This window comes from Caballeronia grimmiae (assembly GCF_022879615.1).
GTDB classification, from domain to species: Bacteria; Pseudomonadota; Gammaproteobacteria; order Burkholderiales; family Burkholderiaceae; genus Caballeronia; species Caballeronia grimmiae.
This window is the reverse complement of record NZ_CP084272.1, coordinates 222,703-248,416: the sequence shown is the minus strand read 5'-3', so window position 1 is coordinate 248,416 and position 25,714 is coordinate 222,703. Positions and strand designations below refer to the sequence as shown.

At 57.9% G+C, this 25,714-nt stretch carries 20 protein-coding genes and 1 other annotated feature; of the genes, 6 read left to right on the top strand and 14 right to left on the bottom strand.

Annotated elements, in window-relative coordinates; all coding sequences use genetic code 11:
- Positions 1 to 9 precede the first annotated feature (9 nt).
- The 8 genes from LDZ21_RS14810 to LDZ21_RS14775 all read right to left on the bottom strand — a co-directional run bounded on the left by LDZ21_RS14810 (position 10) and on the right by LDZ21_RS14775 (position 10,865).
- Positions 10 to 1,284: a KPHS_23130 family T6SS system protein gene (locus LDZ21_RS14810; RefSeq protein WP_244795583.1), complete on the bottom strand. Its 1,275-nt coding sequence runs from the start codon at positions 1,282 to 1,284 to the stop codon at positions 10 to 12.
- Positions 1,284 to 1,541 carry a PAAR domain-containing protein gene (locus tag LDZ21_RS14805; RefSeq protein WP_244795582.1) on the bottom strand — a complete coding sequence of 86 codons (258 nt, stop codon included), beginning with the start codon at positions 1,539 to 1,541 and terminating at the stop codon, positions 1,284 to 1,286. The genes LDZ21_RS14810 and LDZ21_RS14805 overlap by 1 nt, the downstream gene beginning before the upstream one ends.
- Before the next feature lie 111 nt (positions 1,542 to 1,652).
- On the bottom strand, positions 1,653 to 2,597 hold the full coding sequence (locus LDZ21_RS14800; RefSeq protein WP_244795581.1) for a DUF6708 domain-containing protein: 945 nt from the start codon (positions 2,595 to 2,597) through the stop codon (positions 1,653 to 1,655).
- Positions 2,518 to 3,435, bottom strand: a complete 918-nt coding sequence (locus tag LDZ21_RS14795) for a hypothetical protein (RefSeq protein ID WP_244795580.1) — start codon at positions 3,433 to 3,435, stop codon at positions 2,518 to 2,520. The genes LDZ21_RS14800 and LDZ21_RS14795 overlap by 80 nt, the downstream gene beginning before the upstream one ends.
- 47 nt (positions 3,436 to 3,482) lie before the next feature.
- Positions 3,483 to 4,427, bottom strand: a complete 945-nt coding sequence (locus tag LDZ21_RS14790) for a DUF6708 domain-containing protein (protein WP_342346298.1) — start codon at positions 4,425 to 4,427, stop codon at positions 3,483 to 3,485.
- Between the two features lie 5 nt (positions 4,428 to 4,432).
- Complete coding sequence (locus LDZ21_RS14785; RefSeq protein ID WP_244795578.1) at positions 4,433 to 7,534, bottom strand: T6SS effector BTH_I2691 family protein; 3,102 nt, start codon at positions 7,532 to 7,534, stop codon at positions 4,433 to 4,435.
- Positions 7,535 to 7,557: 23 nt separating this feature from the next.
- Entirely contained in the window at positions 7,558 to 8,526 is a 969-nt protein-coding gene (locus tag LDZ21_RS14780; RefSeq protein WP_244795577.1) for a DUF4123 domain-containing protein, read from the bottom strand.
- Positions 8,523 to 10,865: a type VI secretion system Vgr family protein gene (locus LDZ21_RS14775; RefSeq protein WP_244795576.1), complete on the bottom strand. Its 2,343-nt coding sequence runs from the start codon at positions 10,863 to 10,865 to the stop codon at positions 8,523 to 8,525. Before LDZ21_RS14775 ends, LDZ21_RS14780 begins: the two co-directional genes overlap by 4 nt.
- Positions 10,866 to 11,181: 316 nt before the next feature.
- Here LDZ21_RS14775 and tssC point away from each other — a divergent pair, with 316 nt between their 5' ends.
- The 5 genes from tssC (at position 11,182) to LDZ21_RS14750 (ending at position 15,466) form a co-directional block, all read left to right on the top strand.
- Positions 11,182 to 12,627 carry a type VI secretion system contractile sheath large subunit gene (tssC, locus tag LDZ21_RS14770; protein ID WP_244795575.1) on the top strand — a complete coding sequence of 482 codons (1,446 nt, stop codon included), beginning with the start codon at positions 11,182 to 11,184 and terminating at the stop codon, positions 12,625 to 12,627.
- A 68-nt stretch (positions 12,628 to 12,695) separates the two neighbouring features.
- Positions 12,696 to 14,042 (top strand): type VI secretion system baseplate subunit TssK, encoded by a 1,347-nt coding sequence (gene tssK, locus LDZ21_RS14765; protein WP_244795574.1) that lies wholly within the window; start codon positions 12,696 to 12,698, stop codon positions 14,040 to 14,042.
- Complete coding sequence (locus tag LDZ21_RS14760) at positions 14,039 to 14,692, top strand: DotU family type IV/VI secretion system protein (protein ID WP_244795573.1); 654 nt, start codon at positions 14,039 to 14,041, stop codon at positions 14,690 to 14,692. Before tssK ends, LDZ21_RS14760 begins: the two co-directional genes overlap by 4 nt.
- Before the next feature lie 13 nt (positions 14,693 to 14,705).
- Entirely contained in the window at positions 14,706 to 15,140 is a 435-nt protein-coding gene (gene tssE, locus LDZ21_RS14755; RefSeq protein ID WP_244795572.1) for a type VI secretion system baseplate subunit TssE, read from the top strand.
- Positions 15,141 to 15,190: 50 nt separating this feature from the next.
- Complete coding sequence (locus LDZ21_RS14750; RefSeq protein WP_244795571.1) at positions 15,191 to 15,466, top strand: PAAR domain-containing protein; 276 nt, start codon at positions 15,191 to 15,193, stop codon at positions 15,464 to 15,466.
- 644 nt (positions 15,467 to 16,110) lie between these two features.
- On the opposite strand, the gene LDZ21_RS14745 is transcribed toward LDZ21_RS14750, so the two are convergent.
- From LDZ21_RS14745 to LDZ21_RS14735, 3 genes are all read right to left on the bottom strand, one after another.
- Positions 16,111 to 16,368, bottom strand: coding sequence for a hypothetical protein (locus LDZ21_RS14745; RefSeq protein WP_244795570.1), 258 nt, complete (start codon positions 16,366 to 16,368; stop codon positions 16,111 to 16,113).
- A 349-nt stretch (positions 16,369 to 16,717) separates the two neighbouring features.
- On the bottom strand, positions 16,718 to 18,580 hold the full coding sequence (gene tssF / locus LDZ21_RS14740; protein ID WP_244795569.1) for a type VI secretion system baseplate subunit TssF: 1,863 nt from the start codon (positions 18,578 to 18,580) through the stop codon (positions 16,718 to 16,720).
- Positions 18,577 to 19,860, bottom strand: coding sequence for a type VI secretion IcmF C-terminal domain-containing protein (locus LDZ21_RS14735; RefSeq protein ID WP_244795568.1), 1,284 nt, complete (start codon positions 19,858 to 19,860; stop codon positions 18,577 to 18,579). Before LDZ21_RS14735 ends, tssF begins: the two co-directional genes overlap by 4 nt.
- Positions 19,861 to 19,900: 40 nt before the next feature.
- Here LDZ21_RS14735 and LDZ21_RS14730 point away from each other — a divergent pair.
- A protein-coding gene (locus LDZ21_RS14730; RefSeq protein ID WP_425306854.1) for an IS3 family transposase occupies positions 19,901 to 21,150 on the top strand; the annotation gives its coding sequence in 2 pieces (ribosomal slippage) (positions 19,901 to 20,213 and positions 20,213 to 21,150; 1,251 coding nt in all).
- Positions 20,203 to 20,319, top strand: a sequence feature (AL1L pseudoknot). It overlaps the preceding gene by 117 nt.
- Here the strand turns inward: LDZ21_RS14730 and LDZ21_RS14725 are convergent.
- The 3 genes from LDZ21_RS14725 to LDZ21_RS14715 are packed head-to-tail and all read right to left on the bottom strand — an operon-like array spanning position 21,147 to position 25,079.
- Positions 21,147 to 23,534 carry an ImcF-related family protein gene (locus LDZ21_RS14725; protein WP_244795567.1) on the bottom strand — a complete coding sequence of 796 codons (2,388 nt, stop codon included), beginning with the start codon at positions 23,532 to 23,534 and terminating at the stop codon, positions 21,147 to 21,149. The two genes, LDZ21_RS14730 and LDZ21_RS14725, sit on opposite strands and share 4 nt — an antisense overlap.
- On the bottom strand, positions 23,500 to 24,867 hold the full coding sequence (locus LDZ21_RS14720) for a KPHS_23130 family T6SS system protein (RefSeq protein WP_244795858.1): 1,368 nt from the start codon (positions 24,865 to 24,867) through the stop codon (positions 23,500 to 23,502). The genes LDZ21_RS14725 and LDZ21_RS14720 overlap by 35 nt, the downstream gene beginning before the upstream one ends.
- Positions 24,819 to 25,079: a PAAR domain-containing protein gene (locus LDZ21_RS14715; protein ID WP_244795566.1), complete on the bottom strand. Its 261-nt coding sequence runs from the start codon at positions 25,077 to 25,079 to the stop codon at positions 24,819 to 24,821. Before LDZ21_RS14715 ends, LDZ21_RS14720 begins: the two co-directional genes overlap by 49 nt.
- Positions 25,080 to 25,714 lie beyond the last annotated feature (635 nt).

Below are 25,714 nucleotides of genomic sequence, written 5' to 3'. Positions count from 1 at the left end.
GACTTGTCTTTAAGTTCGAGGAACGACTATGGCGAGTGTCAGCGCTTCGTCATCTGCGACGCTGACGAGCTGCTTGTGTGCGGAGATATTTGCGTGGACTGAGGCAAGGGCAATGGCAAGCCACGGAGCGACAAATCCAGCGCTACCAATTCGCAGATCTATATCATGATGGCCCTTCAACTCTCTCGCTTTCGCAAGAGCAATACCTTGAGCGTCCAACTGCTCCATCAACGTCCGGAATAACGGAGCGTCCGATCCCCCGCCAAACCAAAGATCCTCAAGTTCGACTTCCTTCGCCCTGCTCCAAAATAGAATTTGTCTCACGCTTTGCGCAAGATCTGATTGGTCGCCTCGCTCCGGCCGATAAAGCAGCGCCTTCGAATCCAGCCGCTTTCGCTTGCTTAGGGTGTCGGTCGCGAAGACAAGAACCGCACCTGCTTCAGTTGTGCCGGCAACGGGAGACGCACTTAATAACGTGGCCAACCGAACGGAACCCATGATCCGAACTGCATCAAGTGTGTAGGGAATACCGCCATCCAACCATTTGTCGACCTCTATCAAGGCGGGTGTATCAGTGCGCACCAGGGGGAGAGACACCGCCTTCAGTTGATTCGCCTTCCACACCTCGGCCCAGATGCTTTCCACGCTCGAAGTCGGAAGCAACGTGTCAACACCAAGCTCCGTCAGGACAGGCAGATGCTCCGGCAAAGCCTTGATGGCTGATGAAATCTGTTTGACCAGCGAATCCGCAACGAGTCGAAATATCTCTTCGTGACGTGCAATGTCAACGCCGTCCCCTCCAGGCAACCAGCAGTGATTCGGCGACTCAATCCACCGCGCAGTCACGCATTGACCATCGCCCGGATAGCGGCTTCGGGGTTGGAGCAGCAGCTTTTTCTCCGTGACCGACACCGGAGTGTTCTCATGCTCATACGCGGAGAACACAAACCCCGATGCCAGTAGGTGGAGAGGCACGCCACCTTCCCGCTGGACCTGTCGGATATAGTCGCCCCTATCGTCGTTATATTCCTGAGCATTACTGCGCCGCGCCTGCAGGACGCCGAGATAAAACAGAAAGGGGGCCGACCCGAGAAGAATCGGGAGAACGGTGGCGCAGGTCCAAAACCACGCAGCATGAGCGGACTCCCCTTTGGGCCAGCGACTCACGACGCCTACCGCAATTCCTCCTGCGAGGATCACGCAAAACACCGCCCACCTGATCCAGGCTGGCTCGAAGGGCGGCACGGGCTTTTCAGGACCAATCCGACGCAGGTCGTAAGCCATCAAGCGCTACCGGTGGTTCCGTTCGACGAAATCAGGGTCGCGCCGCAGCGCGTGTGATGTCCATGGAATGACAAAGGAAGGTCACCATCTTTCATTTGGGCGTCTCCCTCGACGATTTCGTTTTCTCCACACCGTGGGCACGATACGCGGTCCGTCTTGCGAGCCGCGCCGCGTCCGTTAAGCGAAACACGCGACGACCCCGTAAGGACGACGCCCCCGTGACTGGTGGTATCCCCGACGTAGATGAGATTCGGCATTGCTGTTTCTTTGGGTGAAAGGTTGTATCACGCTCTGCTGCTGTGAAAGTCGTGCCGTCACGGAACGCTGATCCAGTTGCCCGCTCGACGTCACGCAACATGCGAACGGCGCTACCGAAAGCCTTCTGGGTTGCTTCTCGAGTCACGTACATACGGATCGCCAGGTTCAATACGGCAGGCCGCCTGCACGTCGGCCGGCCAAAGCGGCACTTTAGATGTTGCGCGCCAGACTATGCGACCAAGAAAAGAAACCGCGTGGATCGAAAACATCAGCCACTTGAACACGGGGTTCCACGCATCACTCGCCACCAACGCCACCCACCCTTGATAGGGCGTTTCCTTCCTGTCCGCGATCGGCAAGCAGTAGCGGAATCCATCGGCGTTCATGACGGCGCTAGGGCCATCTTCCATATAGCGGCGCATGAATTCCCAATGTCGAAAACAATTCTCCTTAATAGACGAAGAGTAGCCAAACATGAACTGCTCCTGCACGGTCGTTTCGTCCTTCATTACCAGACCGCAGATACCCAGCCACGGTACGCCGATATTCTTGACGACGTAGAGCGTAAAGTAGGTCGCATCCCATGGCGCTTCGAGCACTGTCCCATCGCCTCGAAACACGTAGACCATACGGTTCCTTCGATTCAAACGGATCGGATAGTGCGTATAGCCAGACCATTCACCTATCCAACACGTGAACATGATGGTGCCAAAAATAAGCAAGGAGTAAGCGGTTGCAACGCTACCCGTGGCAATAAACATCGGAATATCTTCGTTATGGTTCCAGCTGGAATCTAGATAGTCGTGAGCTGTGGAAAACAGAAGCATTGCCAGAAAGCCAAGGCCAACAGATAGCGCGAATATGGAAAATGCGCTCATGACTCCCCGATTGGCGTAGTATCCGTCGACCATCTCTAAGTATGTCGAATTCATGCGAATCGCCAAAGCCGAGGCGTGGGGCTCACCAGCCGAATAACTAATGGGAAGGTACCATTCGCGATCCTGCTCGCAAATGGGCCGTTCCTTTTGAAAGGTCTTGAGGTTGCGCGCCTTCATGCCCCTTACGCTCCAGCCAATAATTCTTTGAAGTCGGACTGCTCATCATTGACGTTAGCGTATCGCGCCTTTTCAAGACTTCCCCAATAACAGCAGTTAGCCACTGCGCGATATTGTCGCCCTTGACGTTGCTAATCCACAATGCAAGTGCGGCCAATATCGCAGCCAGCACAAACCCGATGATAGTCAGCGTGATTGCAAAGGTCGCCCCAAGGATACTGATAGAGCCCACTACAGTTGCACCACCTTCTGCGGCAGGCGTCGCCCAAATCGCGATCACTGCAGAAGCAGCACCCGTAGCACCAGACAGTCCCTGCAACGTCATCAGTTGCCATTGGTATTGCTCTCTACTTTGATTACCATCCGCAAGATCCATAACCGCATACACGCCCGCAAGTATCCCGCCCAACACCCCGGCGAATTTCAGAAATACAGCGGCGCGCTCCATCTGCTTCTCACCGGCCAACATCTCCGGCATGCCCACCGCATACGCATTGCGCCATGCTCCGTACATCTTCAGCACATTGCCCGCTCCCGACGCCAGCGCGCCAAGAAATAGCCCATCGCAGAGCGTCGCACGTGCATCCAGTGTCCACGTCTTTTGAAACTTCAATGCCGATGCTTCGTCACTGATGGCCTGCTGCCACGTCGCGTATTTGCAAATCGCGTCGACTACGGTCAGCACACCCTCCGAGACCGCTCCATAGAGCTTGATGCGTGACCCGATTCTCATCAGACCGTACTCTTGCAGGTTCTTCGGCGTTTTCACATGTTCGACCAGCCACGCCACCTTCTTAGTCGGATCGGATTCTGTTGTTGTTGAAGGTCGTGCAGCCACAGAACGATAATCGAGTGGCCAACTACCGCTCCCAACAAAGTGCGGCGTTACCGAAAGCCTTCCGGGTCGCTACTCGAGTCACGTACATACGGATCGCCCGGTTCAATTCGGCAGGCCGCCTCCACATCGGCCGGCCAAAGCGGCACTTTAGATGTTGCGCGCCAGACTATGCGACCAAGAAAAGAAACCACGTGGATCGGAAACATCAGCCACTTGAACACGGGGTTCCACGCATCACTCGCCACCAACGCCACCCACCCTTGATAGGGCGTTTCCTTCCTGTCCGCGATCGGCAAGCAGTAGCGGAATCCATCGGCGTTCATGACGGCGCTAGGGCCATCTTCCATATAGCGGCGCATGAATTCCCAATGTCGAAGACAATTCTCCTTAATAGACGAAGAGTAGCCAAACATGAACTGCTCCTGCACGGTCGTTTCGTCCTTCATTACCAGACCGCAGACACCCAGCCACGGTACGCCGATATTCTTGACCACGTAGAGCGTAAAGTAGGTCGCATCCCATGGCGCTTCGAGCACTGTCCCATCGCCTCGAAACACGTAGACCATACGGTTCCTTCGATTCAAACGGATCGGATAGTGCGTATAGCCAAACCATTCGCCTATCCAACGATTAAAAAGAACGACGCCAAACGTGAGCATGGAAAACAGGAACGTCGTAAACACCGTGAAGAGAAATATCGAAAGATCATCGTTATGGTTTCGTCCCGAACTAAAGAATTCGACAGCTGAGAGAAAAATATTCATGACCAATCCAACGACGCCAACGATCGCAGCAAAGACTCCAAATGCACTCATAACTCCGCGATTAGCATAGTACCCATCGACCATCTCCAGGTAGGTGGAATTCATGCGGATGGCCAAAGCCGAGGCATGGGGTGCGACAATTGGCTCGTCGATTCGAAGGTGCCATTCGCAATCTTTCTGTGTAAGGAAGCGTTCTCCTTTGAATGTCTTGAGGTTGCGTGGCTTCATGCGCTTCACGCCCCCGCCATCAATTGTTTGAAGTCGGACTGTTCCTTATCAAAATCAGGGTATCTCGCCGTATCTCCCAAACTTCCCCAATAAGAACGGCTCATCCACTGCGCAATGCTATCGCCCTTGAGGCTGCCAATCCACAATGCAAGTGCGGCTAATATTGCAGCCAGTACAAACCCGATGAAGGTCAACGTGATAGCAAAAGTTGCTCCGAGTACTCCGATTGATCCGACAATGGTCGCACCACCTTCCGCCGCGAGCGCAGCCCAAATAGCAATGCCTGCGCCGACAACACCTGCGCCTCCTGAGGTGAGTTGAAGAGCAGCAAGCCCTCGTTGTCCTTCAGACCTACTCTGAAAGCCGTCGACAAGATCCATAACCGCATACACGCCCGCAAGTATCCCGCCCAACACCCCGGCGAATTTCAGAAATACAGCGGCGCGCTCCATCTGCTTCTCACCGGCCAACATCTCCGGCATGCCCACCGCATACGCATTGCGCCATGCTCCGTACATCTTCAGCACACTGCCCGCTCCCGACGCCAGCGCGCCAAGAAATAGCCCATCGCAGAGCGTCGCACGTGCATCCAGTGTCCACGTCTTTTGAAACTTCAATGCCGATGCTTCGTCACTGATGGCCTGCTGCCACGTCGCGTATTTGCAAATCGCGTCGACTACGGTCAGCACACCCTCCGAGACCGCTCCATAGAGCTTGATGCGTGACCCGATTCTCATCAGACCGTACTCTTGCAGGTTCTTCGGCGTTTTCACATGTTCGACCAGCCACGCCACCTTCTTAGTCGGATCCTTGATGGCATCCAGTTCGTTATACATCTGTGGCGTGATGAACACGGCCATCTTTGACTTCGTGCTGCTACCCATTTGCGTCTCAAATGCACCGACGTTTCCGCTCGCAAAGCTGCCACGCACCTGACGTTCGGCGTAAGTCCTGAGCTGTCGGATCTGTGCCTCCGAGAGTTCATTGCCGCTTTGCTTCCCCGCTGCCACGAGGTTGTCCACAAAGATCTGTGACAAAAACTTGATCGATTGCTGGACAGTGCCATTCACCTCGATGACGCCCACCGGCGTCCGCATCGTCACGCCCGCGATCACCATCCACTGCATCAGCTTCTTTTCCGCTGCATTGCCGTTAAATTCACGCAACATGGTTCCGAACGGGGCGGAGACGTACGTCAGCACCGTGGCGACCGAATCGGGAAGCAGCTTCGCATTAGTATTTTGCTTAGCGCTGTCCGCCTGCGCTTGCGCATTTTCCCATGCGGCTTTGGCTTCCTCCATCTTGCGTTTGATCGGGCTCTTCATAAACGCCAGCCCAGGAGCCGTGCCGAGTGCTTCAAAGTAAGCCGTGGTGGCCTCCTCATACGTCTTCTTTGCTTTGGCTTCATCTCGCTGCGCGGCAGCTGCGACCGCCGGCGCATTTACATCCGGTTTAAGAAGCGCCTTCATGTGCGCCGCATATTGGTCCATCAGCGTTTGCCATGGAACATTTTGAGGATCGAGTGAGGCCACCGCAAGCTTTGCAATGAGGTCGTCTTGTTTGAGCAGAAATGCACGCAGCAATAGGTTCGTCCTTTCTCTGACGTCTCCTCTAAGCCAGTTCTCATACACCGCCCGGCATCCGTCTACCTGTTGAGTGCCTGAAATGCAACGGTATAAAGTCGCGGCATATACGTCTCCGGATAGTGGCTGCGCCCCGTCATGAGTCGACTCGAGCTTATTAGCAAGTAAATTACTCTGCATCCACGCGGCGTGCACCTGACTAAGCGGCTTTGTATGCTCTTTCATTAACGCGTCAGAAGCGCCCTTGAACTCCTTCCGCCAACTGGCATATGGACCGTTCTTCTGACCAACGATTGTACGTTCTAGGTACTGATTCCAATAGTAGCTCTGTGTTTTTTCAACGAACTCAGGAGTCGGATTTCTCACTAGCTTGTCGGATTCGTGCTGTCTAGCAATATCGACCAAGGTTTGCGTCTTGCCGGACTGCGAGCCCACGCCCGGTCTGCTAGCCATAGAAGGTGTCACGGCGATGGCTGCAGCCTGCTCACGCCCAACGTCATAGCTGACCTTCAAAGCGTCGGCAAGCGCGTCCCTATTCGCAAAGATCTCAAGCTTTACTTTTTCATCATTCGACGATTTCAGCGCCTTTAGAGAGCCGTCCAAAGCAACCAAATTTCGGTAGCTGGTCGCGTAACCATAGCCCTTTCCGAATTTATTTATCGAAACCGGTGTATCAAGCAGTCGATTAAAATGCCATTGAATGAGAGCAGCAAGATCTTGAGCGATACCAGCAGGATCATCAAGCGCGACGATCGCCGCCTGCAGTTTAGGGCTTCGGCGTGCGCAACTTTCCAGCACGGCCGACGCTTGCCCTGCCCGTGCGTGGTAGTTCGGCGCAGTCGAAGGCTTGAACGACGCCGATGCGCCTTGCGCGCTCTTGCCAACCGATGCATATTCGGCGACAGTGGTGCCCAAATTGGTCAGTCCCACTACATGCGGAACGCTCCCACGATCGCTCGCGGGGAATATCCCAGGCGTCACCTTATGTGCCTTCGCCCAAGCGCCAGCGTCGAAGGCCCTCATATGTAGTGTACGCTGTGCGTGGCCAGCCTTACCTTGATGAGCCTTCACCACGGCCGGCGTCCATTGCACATCGGAGAAGCCAAGCCAAACGATTCCGGCGTGCTCAACATCATTGATTGCAATACAACCCGCCAGCTCTTTGTGGCCGGCGAAATCACAAGGCGTCGCCGACTTCGCTTGCTCTGGAATTGTCGTCTCAGCCGGGAAACTCATGAAATTTCCCTGAGACGTGATCCAATAGCTTTGCATGCGATCGCGCATCTCGTCGTAGACGTAGAGATACCCGCTGCGCATCACGCGAGTCGTGTACTGAGCGCTTTCCTTCAACTGCACGTCCTGCTTCTTGCCCTTGCCGACGCTCTCTGCTACGTCTTCCACCTTTAGCGGAGCAGTAACAACCGGTAAGCCAAGCTCTCGCGGGGCAATGGCGTAACGCACCGGCATGATGAGCAGACCATGCTTATCACAAAGATTGCAGACCGGTTCGGTTCCCGAAGCCATGGATGGATCTCCTCAAGATATTGTCAAACAAGGGCTGGCTCGTTCTTTGAGCTAGCACGATTTGGAGTTCGCTCAGGCAATTGCGCATATACGTCGTTAGTCAAAAGCTCGGAGACCTCCGTCCAACCTCCTGATGCCATACGCGTTTCGCGGGCTCGCCAGTACTCCTTCAGCTTAGGGTGCGTCTCGAATGCGTCACCGTGCCTCGCCACGTGTTCGGCATAACGCATCTGATCGCCAGTGTGAGCAAAATTGAGCCGAGAATTTGCCGCTTGCAATGCTTTTTCAATGATTGCCGCAAGATAAGTCTGTTGCTGCCAGGTGTAACCTTCGGGCAATGAGAGACGTGCTAGCACCTGATTGATCTGTGAAACACGCTGCGCGCGACCCCACATGCCCCACTCGATCTGGCGAAAACCTGAGGGCGTCAATTGAGAGAAATAATCTTCATTGATTCCTATGGGAAAAGGATTCTGGAACCTGTACCAACGACCAAACCATGGAAATGCCCATGCTGAGACGGGGCCGACCAGGCTGCATTGCTCATCGACATCGAGTAGCCAGCACAGATGGGTAAACACCCGAGGATCGAAGAACCGCCACAGCGAGGGCGCGCCCGATCGACGTCGTTCCGCATCAACAGGCAGCACGACAAGTTGACGCGCAATGTGTAGTGCGATTTGAGCCAAGGAGGCTGTCGCCGTCAAATGCGCGCACACACCTGCATGCGTTAAAGGCATCTGGCCACTCAGATTCGCTTCATGTTCCGCGATCGACGCAAGCCACTCGCGTTGCGACGCGTCACAATCAGCCAAACTGATCACCATGGGCAGGCCTGTAAAATCACGCCCCCAATTGGTGGGAATGCAAAGGGATGACGGAAAGCTCGACGTCGATATCTCTGGCGGAAGCGCACCAGGATCGGCAAGCAAGAAGCCATCTTCAAAATGCGATGCGTCCGGCGACGAAACGATCGAAGAGACAGCGCTCACGTCAGCGCTCCGCTATTCTCGCCAGATGTTGCGGCAGCGGCGTTCGAAGCATGGCATGTGCTGAATCCGGGAAGCTTGCCTTGAATGCTGTCCGGACCGTCCCACTTGAAGTTGGCCATCTTAATGGCAACTTGACCGGGCGAACCGATAGTGACTTGACCGTTTTCAAGCTTGATGTAGGCACCGCCGCCGTCCGTCAGTGTGAGGGATTTGCCCGCTTGCACCACCACGTGACCTTCACTGCTTGTGACCGTCATGTTTTGCTGCGAGGTCAGTTCGATCTCATCGTTCTGAGCCTGAATCGAAATTTTTCCGTGATTTGCGTAGAGCTTCATACCCATGTGGTGGGCGAAGAGGCTGATCATTTCGCCTGCAAAGACCCGAAACCTCCGTAAAACACCGACGTCCGCGCTGTCTCCCGCCGTAAAGGCGAGGTTCGCCCCCGCACTATGCTGAATCGAATCCGGGCTAACCATAGCAATCGAAGACTTTGAGGAGAGCAGCATGACTGCTTCTTGCATATCTTTGATCTGCTTCTGCTGAACTTCCGACATAGCTTTGAGATCAGCCGACTCGGCCTGCGACTGTTGCGCGGCTTGCGAGAGTCCCTCCATGCGTCCGTAAGCGTCTTCCAGGCGCTGCATGGCCTCCTGCATATCGAGCTGTTTGCCGCTTGCGTCGGGCTGGTCGTCAGTGCTGAGAAGAAGCCCTTTACCTGAACGGACAGCACCATAACCCGACGACCTCAGCTCAAATCCTTCCCCGCGCTTTTCCAGCTTGTTATCAACCAGATAACCGAGATTCAGCTGCGACTTGCCCGAATGCTCCGTGCTGAGCTTGATGCCCTCCTGCCCCTGCCAATCCTCAAAGCGCAGCTTGTTATTGCTCTGCGTACGGATCATCCCGCGCGAGATCCACCGGCGGTCGCTCGTAACGAGATCAACGGCCTGGCTATGGTGATGGAAGCCGCTGATTTCAGGCTTGTCCGGATCTCCGTCGCGGAACGAAATCATGGCCTCGGTGTTATCCAGCGTCGGGAAGTGGAACCCCGTCTGCAATGCACCCGCGAACGGCTTGACCAGCCGCAGCGGCACGCTTTCGCCGCCTTTAGGCCAGCCATCGAAGTCGAAATCGAAGCGGACCGTGTAATAGCCTGCCGCGTTCAGGAAGGCATATTTATATCGATCCGGGGAAGTCACACGCGCACTGAGCGTACCGGCCACCCGCGGCCACTTCTCCGTTTCGAGTCGAAGCCGGAAACGCCGATCCGCAGGAATGGCCTTGAATGCATTCGTATAAGCCTGGTTCCGCGCGCCGGTGTGCGTCACTTCGATGACCATTAGCCCATCTGGCGCATCATCGAGTGTTTCGTCCGTATGGAAGACGCGTCCGGTCTGCAGGCCTAGCTCAGTACTGTTCCCTTCGATCACCACCTGCCAGGCAATCGCCTCTTCATGGCGCAGTTGCGCTTCGAACTTCGCTCCGGCAAAATCCCGGTGCCCGGTCCCGAACGCGTAAGGCGTGCCGTAGGTGGTGGGATCTTCAGGCGCGACGTTGGCTTCATCAAAGAAGCGCTCATAGGCCTGGTCAGGGTTGTACTCGGCAACCGCGAACGATTTTGCTACCGTCGTTGCGTGGACCGACAGTTCGTACACCGAGGCACGCGCGGCATTCTGCCCGGACACTTCACGGTACGACAGGTTCAGCTCAGGATCGTAGATGTAGTGATCAATGTCGTCGCCGAGCACGATCTGATCGCCGTATTCCGTCTCCTGAATGTAGAGATAAATGCCCGCTTTCTGGCACAGCATCTGAACATAGGCAAGGTCGCTCTGCCCATACTGGAAGCGGAATGCGTGTTGGGGGTGAGCGCCACGCAAGCGCACACTGATCAGATGATCCGGAATACCGTGCTCGCGCAGCTTCGACACCACAATTTCTGGTGTCGTTTGATGCTGATAGATTCTAAAGCGACTGACGCCTTCCAGCCTACCTAAGTGAGATTTCAACTCAATCTCGTACTTCGTGAAATCGACTGAAGTCTTGAGCGTCTTGTACGATGCGATGAACCCCGAGAAGCAGTGCGGCGTGCCGTCCAGCGGACTCATCGAGAACTTCGCGTCCTTCCCCAAGAAATGCTTGCGCGAGAGCCGGTTCGGATGCGTCAGCACGATGGTGGCCACCACGGGCTCGCCCATGCGTTCACGCACGCTGCACGAGACAACCGAAAAGCCCTGCGCCTTCTCTTCTGCGCCAAAGACTTCCAGGTGGTATTCCTGCCGCCCGGTAATCACCTGCCCCGCCACCCGCTGCAAGGTTTCATCCAGTACGTCGGCCATCGTTGCCTCTCCTTTCTAAGCAGTGCCATCGAAGCTTGCAGAAGAGCAAGCGTTGGCGACATCCGCGATGCGATCCATCTATTTGGGGAGCGAAGATAGCGGGTCGCACCAATCCTGGCAAGGCCAGCATTCCCCATTTAAGACAAAACCGCATCTGTTCAGGTGCTTTTTCAATGCTTGACAGATTTAAATGCTCACGCGTGCTATACGTAAGCTTGAAGCCTTCCCTGCGCTCAGCTTGTTCAACAGCCGGTTGTCGTTGAATGGCTGATTCAAAGCAGCGACCAGACTACCCACAAAGGAATACGACGTCTCGATGGTGCAAGCCCCGCCTACTCGCCAATCACCTGCAGCCGATTCCGGGAATGGTGACGCGCCTCATCAAGATGCCCTCTCATCGCTTTTGAATGCGATCGATACGTCATCACGAGACGAATCGCCGAACGCCACATCGGACCGTGACATCGCGCTGCTGGACTACTGGATCACCGACATCGACGAGAAGATCGGCCGACAATTGAACGTGCTTTTGCACCAGCGCGATTTCCAGCAACTGGAATCCGCCTGGCGCGGGCTGAAGTTTCTCGTCGATCAGACCGACTTTCGTCAATCGGTGAGGATCGAGCTTCTCGACGTGTCCAAGGAAACGCTCCGTCAAGACTTCGAAGACGCGCCCGATGTGGTGCAAAGCGGTCTGTTCCGCCATACCTATACGGAGGAATACGACACGCCGGGCGCCCATCCGATCTCGGCGCTCATCTCGGACTATACGTTCGACAACAGCGCACAAGATGTGACCCTGCTGCGTGATCTGTCGAAGGTCGCCGCTGCCGCTCACATGCCGTTCATCGGCGCGGTGTCGCCGCGCTTCTTTGGTCGGGCTTCAATGGAAGAGGTCGCCAGCATTCGCGATCTCGACGATCACTTCGAGCGCCCCGAATATCAAAAGTGGACAGCACTACGCCAGACGGAAGATGCACGCTATCTCGGTCTGGTGTTGCCTCGCTTTCTGGCACGCTTGCCGTATGGGCTCGATAACACCGCGCCCACGCAGCCCTTCAACTATGTCGAAGATGTCGACGGCGCTGGCCCGGGCCGGTTGCTCTGGGCGAACGCCTCGTTTGCCTTTGCGACGAATCTGGTACGTAGCTTCATCCGCAATGGCTGGTGCATCCAGATTCGTGGCCCTCAAGCCGGTGGGTTGGTCGAAGGTTTGCCGACGCAACTCTATGATCTCGGCGCGGGTCGTTTAGGCAAATTTCCGACCGAAGTGCTGATTCCCGAGACACGCGAGTTCGAGTTCGCCCATCTGGGGTTGATCGCGCTGTCGCACTACAAGAATCATGACTACGCGTGCTTCTATTCAGCGCACTCCGTCCAGAAAGCTGAAGAATTCGACACCAAGGAAGCCAGCGCCAACAGCCGGGCGAATGCGCGCTTGCCATACATATTCCTGCTGTCGAGAATCGCGCATTATTTGAAGGTGATTCAGCGCGAGAACATCGGCACGACCAAGGATCGTCGGCTGCTGGAACTGGAGCTCAATACGTGGATCAAGACACTCGTGACTGAAATGACCGGCGCAGGCGATGATTTGCAAGCCGCGCATCCTTTGCGGGAGGCGCGCGTAGACGTCGAGGACATCGAGGACAACCCGGGGTTCTTTCGCGTCAAGCTCTTTATCGTGCCGCATTTCCAGATCGAAGGAATGGACATCAACTTGGGACTCGTCTCTCAGATGCCCAGAGCGAAAAATAATTAACCCGTTCAATTCAAACTCGTGCAAAGGGGCGCGCCGCCCCATCCTGCATTTACCAGACTCAATAAGCAATGAAAATCACCCGACCGCTGTGGGCACAGGGCGTGTTCATGACGCCCCAGCACTTTCAGCAGCAGGCACTGTGGGAACAGTTCGCCAATGCACGCATTGCCGAGATGGCGAGTCCCGATCCATGGGGCGTGGTCCAAGTGGCCATCGACACACAGGCGCTCGGCATCAATCGCCTGCAGTTCACGTCCTTATGCCTGCGTCTGCCCGACGGCGCCTTCATCGACAGCGAGACGTCAGACTGGCTCCCGTCGGCACGCAGTCTCGACGATGTCTCGACGCAATACGATGCCGTCACCGTGCTCGCGGGCGTGGCGCTCGTGGATGCGAAGGGGAATAACTGCATCGAGGCGGGCGCGAAGCCTGCGCGGCCACGTCGATATGTACGCGAATACCTCCACGTCGATGACTTGCATGGCGAAGGCAAGGAGGAAATCAGCGTCGAGCGTCACGTCGTGTCGCTGCTGTTCGACTTCGAGGAATCCGGTGACTACGTAACGTGTCCGGTCGCACGACTCATCCGCAACGCGCAGGGACGCTTCGAGCCTGACGCGTCGTTCGTGCCACCGTGTCTCTTTCTGTCAGCCAGTGCGACGTTGATCGAGCGGGTCAAGCGCCTGTCGGAGATTTTGAGCGCTAAAAGCGGCAGTCTCGCGGTGCGTCGGCGCGAGCGCTCCGATCAGATCGCCGATTTCGCCGTCGCCGACGTGTCGCTGTTCTGGCTGCTTCACAGCGTGAACTCGTCGTGGCCGGAGTTCGCGCGCCTGGTGCAGGCGCCGAATCAGCATCCGGAGCGGCTCTATGCGTTGCTCTCGCGCCTCGCGGGTTCGTTGCTGACGTTCTCCACGACCGAGACGTTGCAGGCCATTCCCGCCTACGATCACCGAGCACCGGAACCCGTATTCGCGGAACTCGAATCGCTGATTCGAATCCTGCTCGACACCGTGATTCCCTCGCGCGTGGTGCCGATCGCACTGGAGCGTGTGCGTGGCACGATGTGGACGGGTCTCATCAAGGAAGAGCGACTCGTCGAGGGTGCCGATTACTATCTATCGGTTCAGGCCACTTTGCCCGCGCACACGCTCATCGAACGATTCCCACGGCTTTGTAAGGCCGGCTCACCCGACGAAGTCGAACAGATCGTCAATTCAGCGCTTTCCGGCATTCCAATCAAGTCCATGTCGCGCTTGCCGGCGGCGATTCCCGTGCGCATTGAGAATCAATACTTCGCACTAGATGCGGCGCATCCTGCGTTCAAACGCATGCTTGATGCACGGGCCTGTCAGTTCTATGTGCCGGCATCGATTCCGGATGTGTCGCTCGAACTCTACGCGGTGTTACCGACATGAGCGCGATGAACGAACTGCTGCCCGTCGCGCTGCGCGATACGGCGCTCACGATTGCCGAGCTGCACGGCGAGAACAAGCCATCGGCCGAGGCCGTACTCGCCGATGCGAAGAACCAGATCGAGCAGTTGGGCGCGGAACTTCAAATGCGGGGTCTGTCGCCTGATGTGATCGAAGACGCGCAGTATGCACAGTGCGCATTGATCGATGAGACGGCCATGCGTTGCCTTGCGGGCGATGAACGCCATAACTGGGAGCTTCATCCGCTGCAACTGGGGAAATTCGAGCGCAACGATGCGGGCGAAGAAGTTGTGCGGCGCATGCAGCGCTGGATGGGACAAGCGCGCACAGAACGGCTGCTCCTTGCGATCTTCGGCGCGGTCCTGGATCTCGGCTTTATGGGTCGGTTCGCGCTCGAAGGCGAAGAAGCGCGCGCCAAGTTTCGACGAAGCATCGACCAGCGACTTGGCGTCTCGCACAAACACGAGTCGGAAGATGACGAATCGATCGTGATCAAAGCCGACGTCGTTCGCCCATGGACGAGCCGGATTTCTCCGCTGACGTGCATGGCACTGGCGTGCGTCGCAACCGGACTCGCGTGGTTCGCGATCAACGGCTGGCTCGACGCGTCGGTTGCGCGCATGACGCATTGACGAAGGACAAACGATGACGGGAGCAGGACCGGGACTCTTCGAACGCATCACGGGTCATTTTGCGGATGGCACCGCAGTCGATGATCATTCGCCCGAGGCGCAGACGTTCTATTCGGTGCAAGACAACATCCAGCGCATCCTGAACAGTCGTCGCCGGGCGCTAGCTCATCTGCCGGCTTATGGGCTGGACGATCTGTCTGAGATCTACCGGCATTTGCCGGCGTCGTCGCATCGGTTGAGAAATGAGATCGAGTCGACGCTGCTGGAATACGAGCCGCGCCTCAAAGCAGTCGAGATCGAGATCAAGAAGCCCGAGCCGGGCATGCTGCTCAGTTTCACGATGGTTTGTCATCTGAAGCGGGAAGGCCTGGTGCGTTTCGGGACGGATTTTACGCCGGACGGACAGACGCGGCTGCGCATATTGAACTCGATCGCCAGCGATGCGTGACGGCGCGCTGCGTCGACCGATCCGGCTGAAACGAAATACGGAAGATTGGGATGACCAAAATGATTGCTTGCAAAGGCAATCTCACCACAACCGGCGGACGCGTGCTGGATGGCGACGACTCGATGCTCGACGAGGGACAACTCATCGCCCGTCACTTGGGCCTGGCGTCGTGTCCGCGCTGTGGCAAGAACGGTCAGATGCTAGGCACGGCCGTCAACTGGGGATTCGGCACGTCGCGAGCGGTTGTCGACGGCGACATCGTGATGTGCGAATGCCCGAGTGGCGCCAATCGGGTGATTGCGCGCTCGACCATCTTTGATAGTTGAAGCGATCACGCATGTGAAAGATTTAGGCTCGCCCTCAAACGTCTGCGTCATGTCGGCGCTGTGTGATACGCCGATGATATCTCCCGGCGCGTATCGTCATCGATGCCTCGAATTGCCTTAGCGTCCGATACGACGCGGCTGTTGCGCAGGTACGGCGTATTGGGGTGTTACCGATTACGACCTGTTTCTTGGGCGACGCTGCGGAAACCGGGATGTGCTCGCGGTCCGTCTCGTAGAAGGCGTCGATCAGTGGAAACGGTTGAAGGCCGGTGCGGCACGAGCAAGTTCATTGAGGTCACGCAGTAGCCGGTAGGTGCGCTGCGCGTCGACGTGAAACGCCTCGCCGTTGGCAATCTGGCTGCCAAACTAGAGACAGACGTTCGCCTTGCTGATCGGCGAATGGCAACGTGCGGTCGACCGTCGTGATCGTAGGTGCGGACCGAGGTACGGTCGAAGGCGAGTCCGTGTTCATTCTCAGGACGTCGACCGTCCGTAACTTCGCTCGGAGACACCGGTGCTTCTTGGCGCACAACGTCCGCTTGATCTGCGGCGCTTGTCGCACTCAATCCGTCGACAGACCGAACTCTCCCGGTTCAGTCGCATCGACAAAGTTCAGCACAACGTGAATGGCAGCGGGGCGGTTCTTACTCGGTCAGTCCAGCTGGCCGATAGCGCCGTTTCGCCTTCTCCTGCAGACAGCGCGCCAGCGCCGCGCACTGCGGCACCAATTTCCATTGACGATATTCGATGGTCTGGTCGACCGGGCGTGTTCCTTGGTCGCACAGCCATTCCATCTTTTGGTGAGCTGACAGGTAGGCGTCGGACAGGCAGATGCCACCACGCGCCGCCGCCAGCCTTCGCATTCGCTCAAGCCCGCCTGACTCCGCTTTTCCTTCTGGCACGGCTGGCACCAGTGACCATTGCGTATATTGGCAACTCGGCTCTCTGATTCATGACGGCACGAACAGCGCCAACGTAGTCGATCGAGCGAACCGGAATACGTCTTTGACAAACACTGCACGCCTCGTTTTGCAGCGAGCGCGTGAATCTCGTCCATTGTTCGGCGTCGCGCCGCGAACGTACATTGCTGACACCAATGCCCCGCGCGCAGGCTCCTCGCGCGCTCGCGATCGTCCGCATTTCCTCAATCGTCAGCGCCTTGAGTCCGCCGCGCCGTTTCCGCCCTGTCGCGGTCGCGTTTTCTCGAGGCTTCATTATTGTAGCGATTGATAGATGAGCAACCCAGTCCCATCAGAAAGGCGCGCCTTCGTGCTCCATGCGCGGATACACGGTCTCTTTACCATCGACGATCAGCACCAGCCGCATCGAGTGATGGAAGCTTGCATAGTGGCCGATGAATCGGCTCAGTACGTCACCGAAGAGCATCACATCGCCAGGGCCGTCGAACGCCTTCGCGTCGAGTTGAACATGCATTCGGGCTTCACGATGCACATACGCGCGCTGTAGCGCCTTATGCTCGACCAGCCACACGCGTTCGATCGCGTCGATGCGTTTCGTGATGCTGTCGTCAACCGACCAGTCGTACAACTCCAATGCCGCGCGCAATGCGGGGGCGCCGGCCATCTGAATCATGTTCAGTTCGTTCGCGCCACCTGCCGTGTAGTGACCCAGCACACGCCAGTCGTACCCCGGGTGATGACGCGGCGGATAAAGCGGCAAAGTCGGTCCGGTCAGGTTGCGCACCGACGCGATGCCGGTGAAGCCCGACACCGTCTCGGTGATCGTCGCCTCGGCGAGCGCCATGCGGGGTAATCGCCCGTTATTCGCCAACGCGCGCACGGTCAGATGTCGATCTGGTTCGATCGATCCGCCCTCCCGGTCGTCGCGACGCGCGTCTTGCTTCTCCCATAACTGGCCCGACAGCGTCACCCAGAGTTCACGCCCCACCACACCAAAGCGTGTCGATGTGTGGAAATACCGCTCCGGCTTTTGATAGCGCAACATCCAGCCGCGATGCTTGAAAGTCGTGAAGGCGCTGTAGGCATGAAGCGCGCTGTCCTCCTGATCGGTTGCCGTCACCGCGAGCACGTCATACGGCTCCACGTGACCGGCCAGCTTCGAGTGTGCCCGAATGCGATGTTCCCGGTCATGCCAGTCCGTGGGCCGAAGCGCTACGGCATCGATCTCGAACAAATTGATCACGGGAGTGCAGAACAGGCGAAAGCTCTCACGGCTGACAGCGTAGTCGCCGGGCACCCGTCCGTTCAGCTCGATTTCGACTGTCATGCGCGTTTCGCCTGCCGGCACCATCGACGCATCGAGGCCGCACAGATCGACGAAATGGAACTTCTGCGGGAACACGAAGTATTCGAGCAGCGTCTGTTCGCGGTCGAGCGTCTTGTCGCGCTCGGCATTCGTGACCGGCCACAGCCGCGTCGAGGAGCCGAAGCCCGCTGCCTCGAAATGTACGTCGGCCAGCCGTTGCAATTCGCCATTGCGCACCGACGGCAGACGCAATCCGACGGAAGCGACCTGACGTGTGAGCGCAGCGTACAACGCGGATGCAGCCGGCCGCTCGCCGTGTAGATAGAGCCTGATACGCGACAAGTCCGCCCGCTCGCGCTGCTCGGCCAGCAACAGACCGAACGTGAGACGAATGACGGTACGACCGTCCGCGCGCACCGCGACTTCGGCATCTTCCACCGATAGCGGCAGCAACGGCACCGCCTGCGTCGTCCGATAGAGGCATTGCGCCTGATCCGGACCGATCGGCGTCGAGCGCATGACAGCGCCTGCAGGAACCTGCGCCGCGGTCGTCGCCGCACGCCCGAGCGGCGTACATTCGACGATGGAGAGCGAGGGGATCGCCCGCGCCATATGTTCGTACAGGTTGTCGATCAACGGTTCGGTGATTTCCGGCGCACCGTCATCAAGCTTCATGCGCAATCGCGCGGCGAGAAGCGCGAAGCCTTCGTAGGTCTCGCGCACGCCTTCGCCGAGTTCGCCATAACGCATACCGAGGCGGCGCGCGGTGTCCCGGTGCGCCTGTGCGAACTCGCCGCCTGCCTCACGCAAATAGCGCATCTCCTCATCGAAGTATTTGAGGAACGGGTTCTCGTGTTCGAGCGGCGAGCGCTTCCACGGCGCCGTCATGGTTGCATCTCCGGTGGCAGCGGCGGCAAGGAAGGTACGGCCTGGAGCACACCCGCGCGGCCCGTCATGAAGATGCGCTCGGGCATTTGGAAGCCGCGCAGCTTGAGCAAGTCGAGCGGACCGGCGCCCGCTTGCACGCGCACTTCATAGTGAATCGGGTCCAATGCGTATCCCTTCGTTTTCGCGTCTTCGCTGTTGGGTTCGGCGTTCCAGACGAGTTCATAACGTGTGTCATCAAGCGGCTTGATGCGGGCCTTTTCTAGCATCCGCAGGAACGCCCAATCACCCGACGCGTCGAATGCGACGCGTAAGCCAGCGGTCAGCGCCTGCCACGTCAGCGACGCGCGCCCGTTCAGTCCGTCGCCCGGCCAGGTCAGTGGCGTCCACAGTTCGAGTTGGTTGAAATAGACGATCTTCTGTCCGTCCACGCTCAGTTCGTTGCGTGTGATCTCGGGCGTCGGATGCGGCATCATTTCGAAGTGATAGGCCGCTTCCCCGCGTGCATAGAGATGCGCACCGAGCGGGCCAATGAGACGCAGCATCGCCAGGAACTTCGGATCGAACTGAAGTGACTGCGGCGCGAGTTCGTTCGGCACCCACTGGTCGCCCTGACGTTTGAGCACGCCGGATAGTTCGCTTTCGATGAAGCGGCTGATGAGTCCTGTGTCGGGGCGCACGTAGCGGCCGAATTCGGCAAAGGAGGCATCGACGCTGTTTTGTGCAAAAGGATAGCGTGTGGCGAACAACGACTGGAACGGTGCGGCAACACTCGCACGCCACGTATCGTTCAGGCTTGCGGCAGCGGGTTGCAGGACAGCCTGCCAGGCGGCGTCGAGGGGCTGCACGAACATCGTCTGGCCAAAACCGATCCACTGCGCGCCCAGACTCGCGGCGGTCAGCGCCGCGTCGTTTCGTGCTTGCGACAGGTCGGAGAGCTTGCCCTGAAATACTGCCTGCGCGAGCGCACGCGCCATCGATTGTGCGTCCGGGCTAGACTGGATCTGTTGGAGCTTCAGGCGCACGGTCGTATCGGCGGTCAGTACGCGCGACAGACTCACGCCGCTGTAGGCGGCGATGTCGGGCGAGTTGGCATCGTCCTTCTTGCTGCTTCTCGCTGATGCATTGGCGTCGCCAAGCAGTGCCAGCAGCGGGCCGAACGATTTGTCGAGCGGGTTGGCGTCCGGCGCTTGCGTCTGCTCGGACTCGTTTGCGCCAAGGAAACCCTGTGCCTTGCGCACGAGCGTGTCAGCTAACGCCTGCGACGGACGCCTGAAGCGCACCGGGTTTTCCGGAGACCTCAACTCCTGAGAGAATGAGGAAATGGAAAGCATCGACAAAGCAAAACGCAAGACTGCGCCGAAGTATCCGACCGAGGTTCGCGAGCGCGCGGTTCGCATGGTGTTCGAGCACCGTTCGGAATACGCTACGCAGTGGGAAGCGATCCAGTCGATCGCCGCGAAGATGGGCTGTTCGCGCGAGACTCTTAGAAATTGGGTCCGTCAGGCTGAGAGTGATCGTGGTGTGCGAGCAGGCCCCTCGAAGCAAGAGCAAGATCGAATTCGCGAGCTTGAACGAGAGGTCCGGGAACTGCGCCAGGCGAACGAGATCCTGCGCAAGGCCTCGGCGTATTTCGCACAGGCGGAGCTCGACCGCCGACCGAAGTGATGATCGCTTTCATCGACGATCACCGATCGGTCTACGGGGTCGAGCCGATCTGCAGAGTATTGCCGATCGCCCCGTCGACTTACTACCTGTACGCCTCCCGCCGCGCCGATCCTCGTCGGCTACCAGCGCGGCAGCAGCGTGATGCTTTGTTGTGTCAGCATATCCGTCGCGTTTGGGAAGAGAACTTTCGAGTGTACGGTGCGCGTAAGATCTGGCGACAGTTGCTGCGCGAAGGTTTCAGAATTGCGCGTTGCACCGTTGAACGGTTGATGAGGCGGCTAGGTCTGCAGGGTGTACGGCGGGGTAAGTCGATGCGAACCACCGTCAGCGATAAAAACGCACCTTGTCCGCTTGATCATGTTCAGCGTCAGTTCAAGGCGTCAAAGCCCAACGCACTGTGGGTGTCCGACTTTACCCTTGTCGCGACCTGGCAAGGCTTCGCGTATGTTGCCTTCATCGTTGACGTGTTCGCGCGACGCATCGTGGGTTGGAGAGTGTCAAGTTCAGCGCGCACCGATTTCGTACTGGATGCGCTGGAGCAGGCCCTACATGAGCGCCGACCAGCCGAAGGTAACCGTTTGGTACATCATTCGGACCGCGGGTCGCAATACGTTTCTATTCGGTACACGGACCGGCTAGCTGAAGCAGGGATTGAACCGTCAGTTGGAAGCGTAGGCGATTCATACGATAACGCACTCGCCGAAACGATTAACGGCCTCTACAAGGCAGAAGTCATTCATCGCCGCGGCCCGTGGCGCAATGTGCAAGCCGTCGAACTGGCGACACTTAGTTGGGTGGACTGGTTCAATCACCGACGTCTGCTTGAACCTATCGGCAACATCCCACCGGCCGAGGCGGAAGCTCGTTACTATGAGCAACTCGCTGGAATGCCGATGGCTGCTTAACTCCAGCAAAACGGTCTCCGAGGTTCCCGGTGCGCTTCACGCCCGGCTTCACCCTGATACTTCACCGACTTCATGATGGCAATCAGCGCTGAGGTCTGGGCATCGGTCATCCGCGTGAGCTGATCGATGACGCCGGAAAAGCTCGTGGGCTGAGTCCAGCGCAGGCTGTTGAGCATGCTCGCCCAGGCGGAAACGTAGTCCGTGAAGTATCGCGTGCGCAGGCGCTTTCTGAGATCGTCGATGTCGCGCTTCTTGTCTAACGCAGTGCGTGCAGCGTCAACCGCGCCGGCCGCGCCGGCCACTACGCTCGGCTGGCCTGCGGGTCGATCGTCCGTCAGCACCCAGTCACCTTCGAGGTGTTGCTGCTTCGCTGCATCGTCGATGGATTTTTCGATAACGCCGTCCCACGCCGCGCGGGTGAAGATGCCCGGCACGGTCTGCGTCGTCGTGAAAAGACCATGTGCGTCTGCGCCCGCGAGCAACGTGGCCAACGATACGTCCGCGTATTTACCGCGTGCGGAACCGAGCACGCGTTCGTACAGCACGTCGTCGCTGCCTGCCAGACCAATCTGGTTGACCAGCATCGAGCGCATTTGCGTGACCAGTGGCATCGACGCAGTGATCCGCCACGCGAGATGCGCCTTCAGGTGGTCGGTCCAGAACGCCATGAGTTGCTGTGACGTGTCGAGCCATTCACCGGCGCGCATGTCCGAAGGCGCGGGCCATAAGTCCATCAGTTGTGTCTTGAGAAAGGACGCATCGGCACGCGTGGGGTTGGCGAGCATCAGGTACGCCTTGAGGCGGTTATACGCGCGCTGCTGCACGTCGTGACTTTGCTGTTCGTCGGAGCGAGTTTGCGAAAGCGTGGTGAGTTGGCTTTCCAGCGCCTGAACGACTGGTTGACGAAGATTTTGCGCCGCCACGGTTTGATAGGGCTGCCACAAGGCGTCGAGCAGTTCGTCGTTGTGCGACAGCCCCGCGCGCAGATACCAGGGCGCGCCATGCTGTTGGCGGAATTCGAGCGTTTCGATCTGCTTCTGCAAGGCGAGTTGCGCGCGCAGAGCTTGGGGTGTGCCAGGCGTGGCGGCTTGCGCTGCGGCGACTGTGGCCTGTGCGTCTTGCACCAGAACATGATTGCCGATGCCCGAAACGACCAGAAGCACGGACCACAGCAACGCCGTTATCAGGACGCACGCCGCCAGCAGGTTCGGCCAATAGAGGCGCGTGCGACGACCACGATATCGGGATGTGGACGCCCCGATCTGCTGCCAGACGGGCAGCAAGGCCGGCGGTTGTTCGCGCGTGATGGGGATCGTGTCGACTTGCTCCGTCTGTGCAGGTTCGCCTTGCGTTTGCTCCTCGCTGACTTCCGGCACCGGTACGACGGCCGCTTTGGGAAAGACCGGAGCGAACATGACGCCCGCAAGCGGAGCGCGCAGCCAGTTCGAGGCTGTCAGCCCGCGCAGGTTCTCGACCATTCGCTCGGCATGCTTGCCGATGTATTCAGATATCAAGCAGGTTATCCAGCCCTTCTCGCTGATTATGCGCACGCCGATGTCCGCCGTTCTCTGTTCAAGCTCGTGCAGCATGTCCGGCAACGTGGCGACAGCGAACGAAGCCGCGCCACGCGATGCGTCCGGCATGAACGCGCCCACGGCATCAAAGCGTTCAGGCTTGCCGCCCCTCGCCTCGACGGGATGAAGAAATGTGACGGGCGCGGCCCAGCCCAGCGCTGTCGTGATGCCTGATAGCGTGCGCGGCAGTTCGGAATCGTTTGCATCAGCACGTGCAACATGCACGATGCCGTCGACAGGCCGATGACGACGCAACCGACGAATCTCATTCAACCACCTAGTCGCTTCAATGCTGTCCGGCGAGGCATGTACCAGAATGCTTTCGCCTACGTGTACGACGCCCAATTGCTTGAGTCCGGGCGCTACCTGCTCGATGTATTCATCCGTGCCGTGGAGCAAAAGCCAGCGCAGGCGGCGGCGCCACGACCAGCCGCGGGCGACGCGCAGTTCTTCGAACATGCGTTGTAAGCGGGCGTCGCGTTTGAGAGGCTTTGACGACTTCGTTTTGTCGCCGGTTTCCTTGTGAAAAAGCCTGTAAGCGAACGCGTAGGTTCCCGCGGCGAGCAGGAAAAGGTGAAGCACGACCAGCAGCACGATGCTGACCAGTACGGTAATCACGGCCCACATGCGTGGCTCACCGGACGGCAGGCCGACCGAGTCTCCTCGGATCCAGACGAAGCCAATCGCGAACACGCCGATGATCAGCATCACGGCCGGCAGACCCCAGATCGCGATGCGGCTCGACAAATCGGGTTCTGGTGTGCTCCGTGTGGACTCAAGCGATTGCAGGGTGAGCTTGGGATCGGTCATCTGAAACTGGATGGTTCTTTGTGGTCATCGTTATGACAGGTGTTACGCGCAAAATCGCCGACTGTACGCCATCAACGATAAGTTGCGCTACTTCTGCTCCGCCTGATTCAACAGCTGCGGCAACGGACAGCCAGCCGTTCGCGTCGCCCAATTCGCCAACAACATGGTCCGCTCGCCGTTGCGCAGCATCTTTCGTGAGGACATCCATATGAGCCGCGCGCAACGCTTTATTGCATCCGTCGACAGGACGGGTGATCCACGCGCGAGCAGGGGACGCGGCGTCAGCCTTGCCCCAGACCGCAGCATTAGCCAATCCGTACTCCATTTCCGATCCGATGCCGGCGACCGGCCTGTGCAGTCGGGCAGCGACCGTGACGGATGCCGGCAAGCGGAAAAAGCCCGGCGCAAGCAGGATGGCCACGCAACCTTCCGTGCTTTTTTCCGGTGGTCCTGCTTCGTGCCAGGCGGTCGCCACAACGAGTAGCGGACGCCGCTCGTTGGCGTCCAGCCACGCATCCGCCACCATGAGGCCGTCCGACGCCGATGCGGCTTGCACAGCGAGGGGCGGCAGATTCGCCCTGCGCAGCGCATCGCTTACATGCGCTACATAGGCTTGCTCTTTGCCGGGCGGAGCCAAAGCGCGAACCTGCGGCCACCAGATATTTTGGTAGCGCGTCAGGACGAGCACGCTGTCTGCGAGTGGCTTGAGCGCTTCGGCCATCTTCAGGGTGAGCAGCGAAACCTGTTTTGCAGATCTTTCTGCATCAGGGCGTAACTCGCTGTCGTCTGGAAGATCGTTGTCCATGGGATCGTCGATCAACCAACCCGCTTCTTCAAAACGCGCGTGCTCGATGAGACCAGGACCTGTGCGGGGAACTTGTGAAACGGGCAGTCGTACTCCAGCTTCGATCACGCTCGAAAGCGACTGACCGCCAAGCGGCAGGCAGTAGCCAACGCCGAGGACCTGCAAAGGCTTTTGGGCTATGCCGAGCTGCTGTGCTAACCATCGACTGCGATGCTGGTTCCGGTAGTGCGCTCGATACCACAGTCCTTCGTACCCCGCTCGCTCGATGCCGAACAGGACCAGCGATACGCCGTTCGGAATACCAACGACGCAGAACCAAAACCAGGCGCCGCTCGCTGGCTCAGTTTTCGGCCAGAGCAACAACACAATGCCAGCGCCGAGTACGTCACAAGCCAGCCAGATGCAACACCACCACGGCCAGAACCGTGGACGGCGCGGATAGGCGCTGGGGCGTCCGGCTGGAGACAGATCAACCGGCATTAGGTGATATTGACGTTCTGCAGCGATGAAATTAGCGCGCAGCCACACACGCAACGATGGCCGTTCATGGCGAACCATTTGCCGTCGCGGTCGGGGAACTTCGCTAAGCCTTCGTCGATCGAGGTCGGGCCGTGCAGGTCGCACCGCGCTTCGTCGCCCTTGCGCGCAAGTGAGCGGCCCATGAAGTCGGTCCACGGAGAACCGCTGGTCACTTCGCCGCCGTGCTCGAGTTTGTCGCCTTTACGGATAAGGGATTTCATTCCAAATAATTCACATTACTCAAAACAGTGTGGACAGGACCCATCCGTTGACAGGTCGCTTAAATAGATTCTGACGGACGTCACTTCTTAATTGCCAACCTAGTAGTGCAGATCTTAGGAATATTCTGTGAAAAATAGGTGCTAACTAGGCGGCGATTCTGCTTATCGACTTGCAGACCAAGGAATCATCGCCGCACTGAGGAGACCTCTCGACAATTTTGTTAGTCGCTGGAGAGAATGAAAAAACTCTATGAATAGTGGATGTACCCATTCCATCATCAAGGTACCATACCAAAAATCCCAATCGTCCACTAAAGTCGTAACCACCCACTGCGATATGAATAGTTTTTTCGGTATCGAGGATAATGTTTCCTTGACGGACTAACCCTCTCGCTCGCTTCTCCATAACAAACTTCGACCCTTCGTCTCCACGACCGCCTGAACGTCACTGGCCGGTGAAAAAACTACTCTGGAGTCGTTCGCTGCATGGGCCATCCACGTGGCGGCCAACAAAAAAACCAATAGGACAATCTTACAGACTTTCATCAAATCACTCCGGCCTTAGCATGCTAGCGACGACTGCGTTCTTTGGATCAGGCGGGTTTATCGTCACGGTTTCACTGACATCTGTTCCG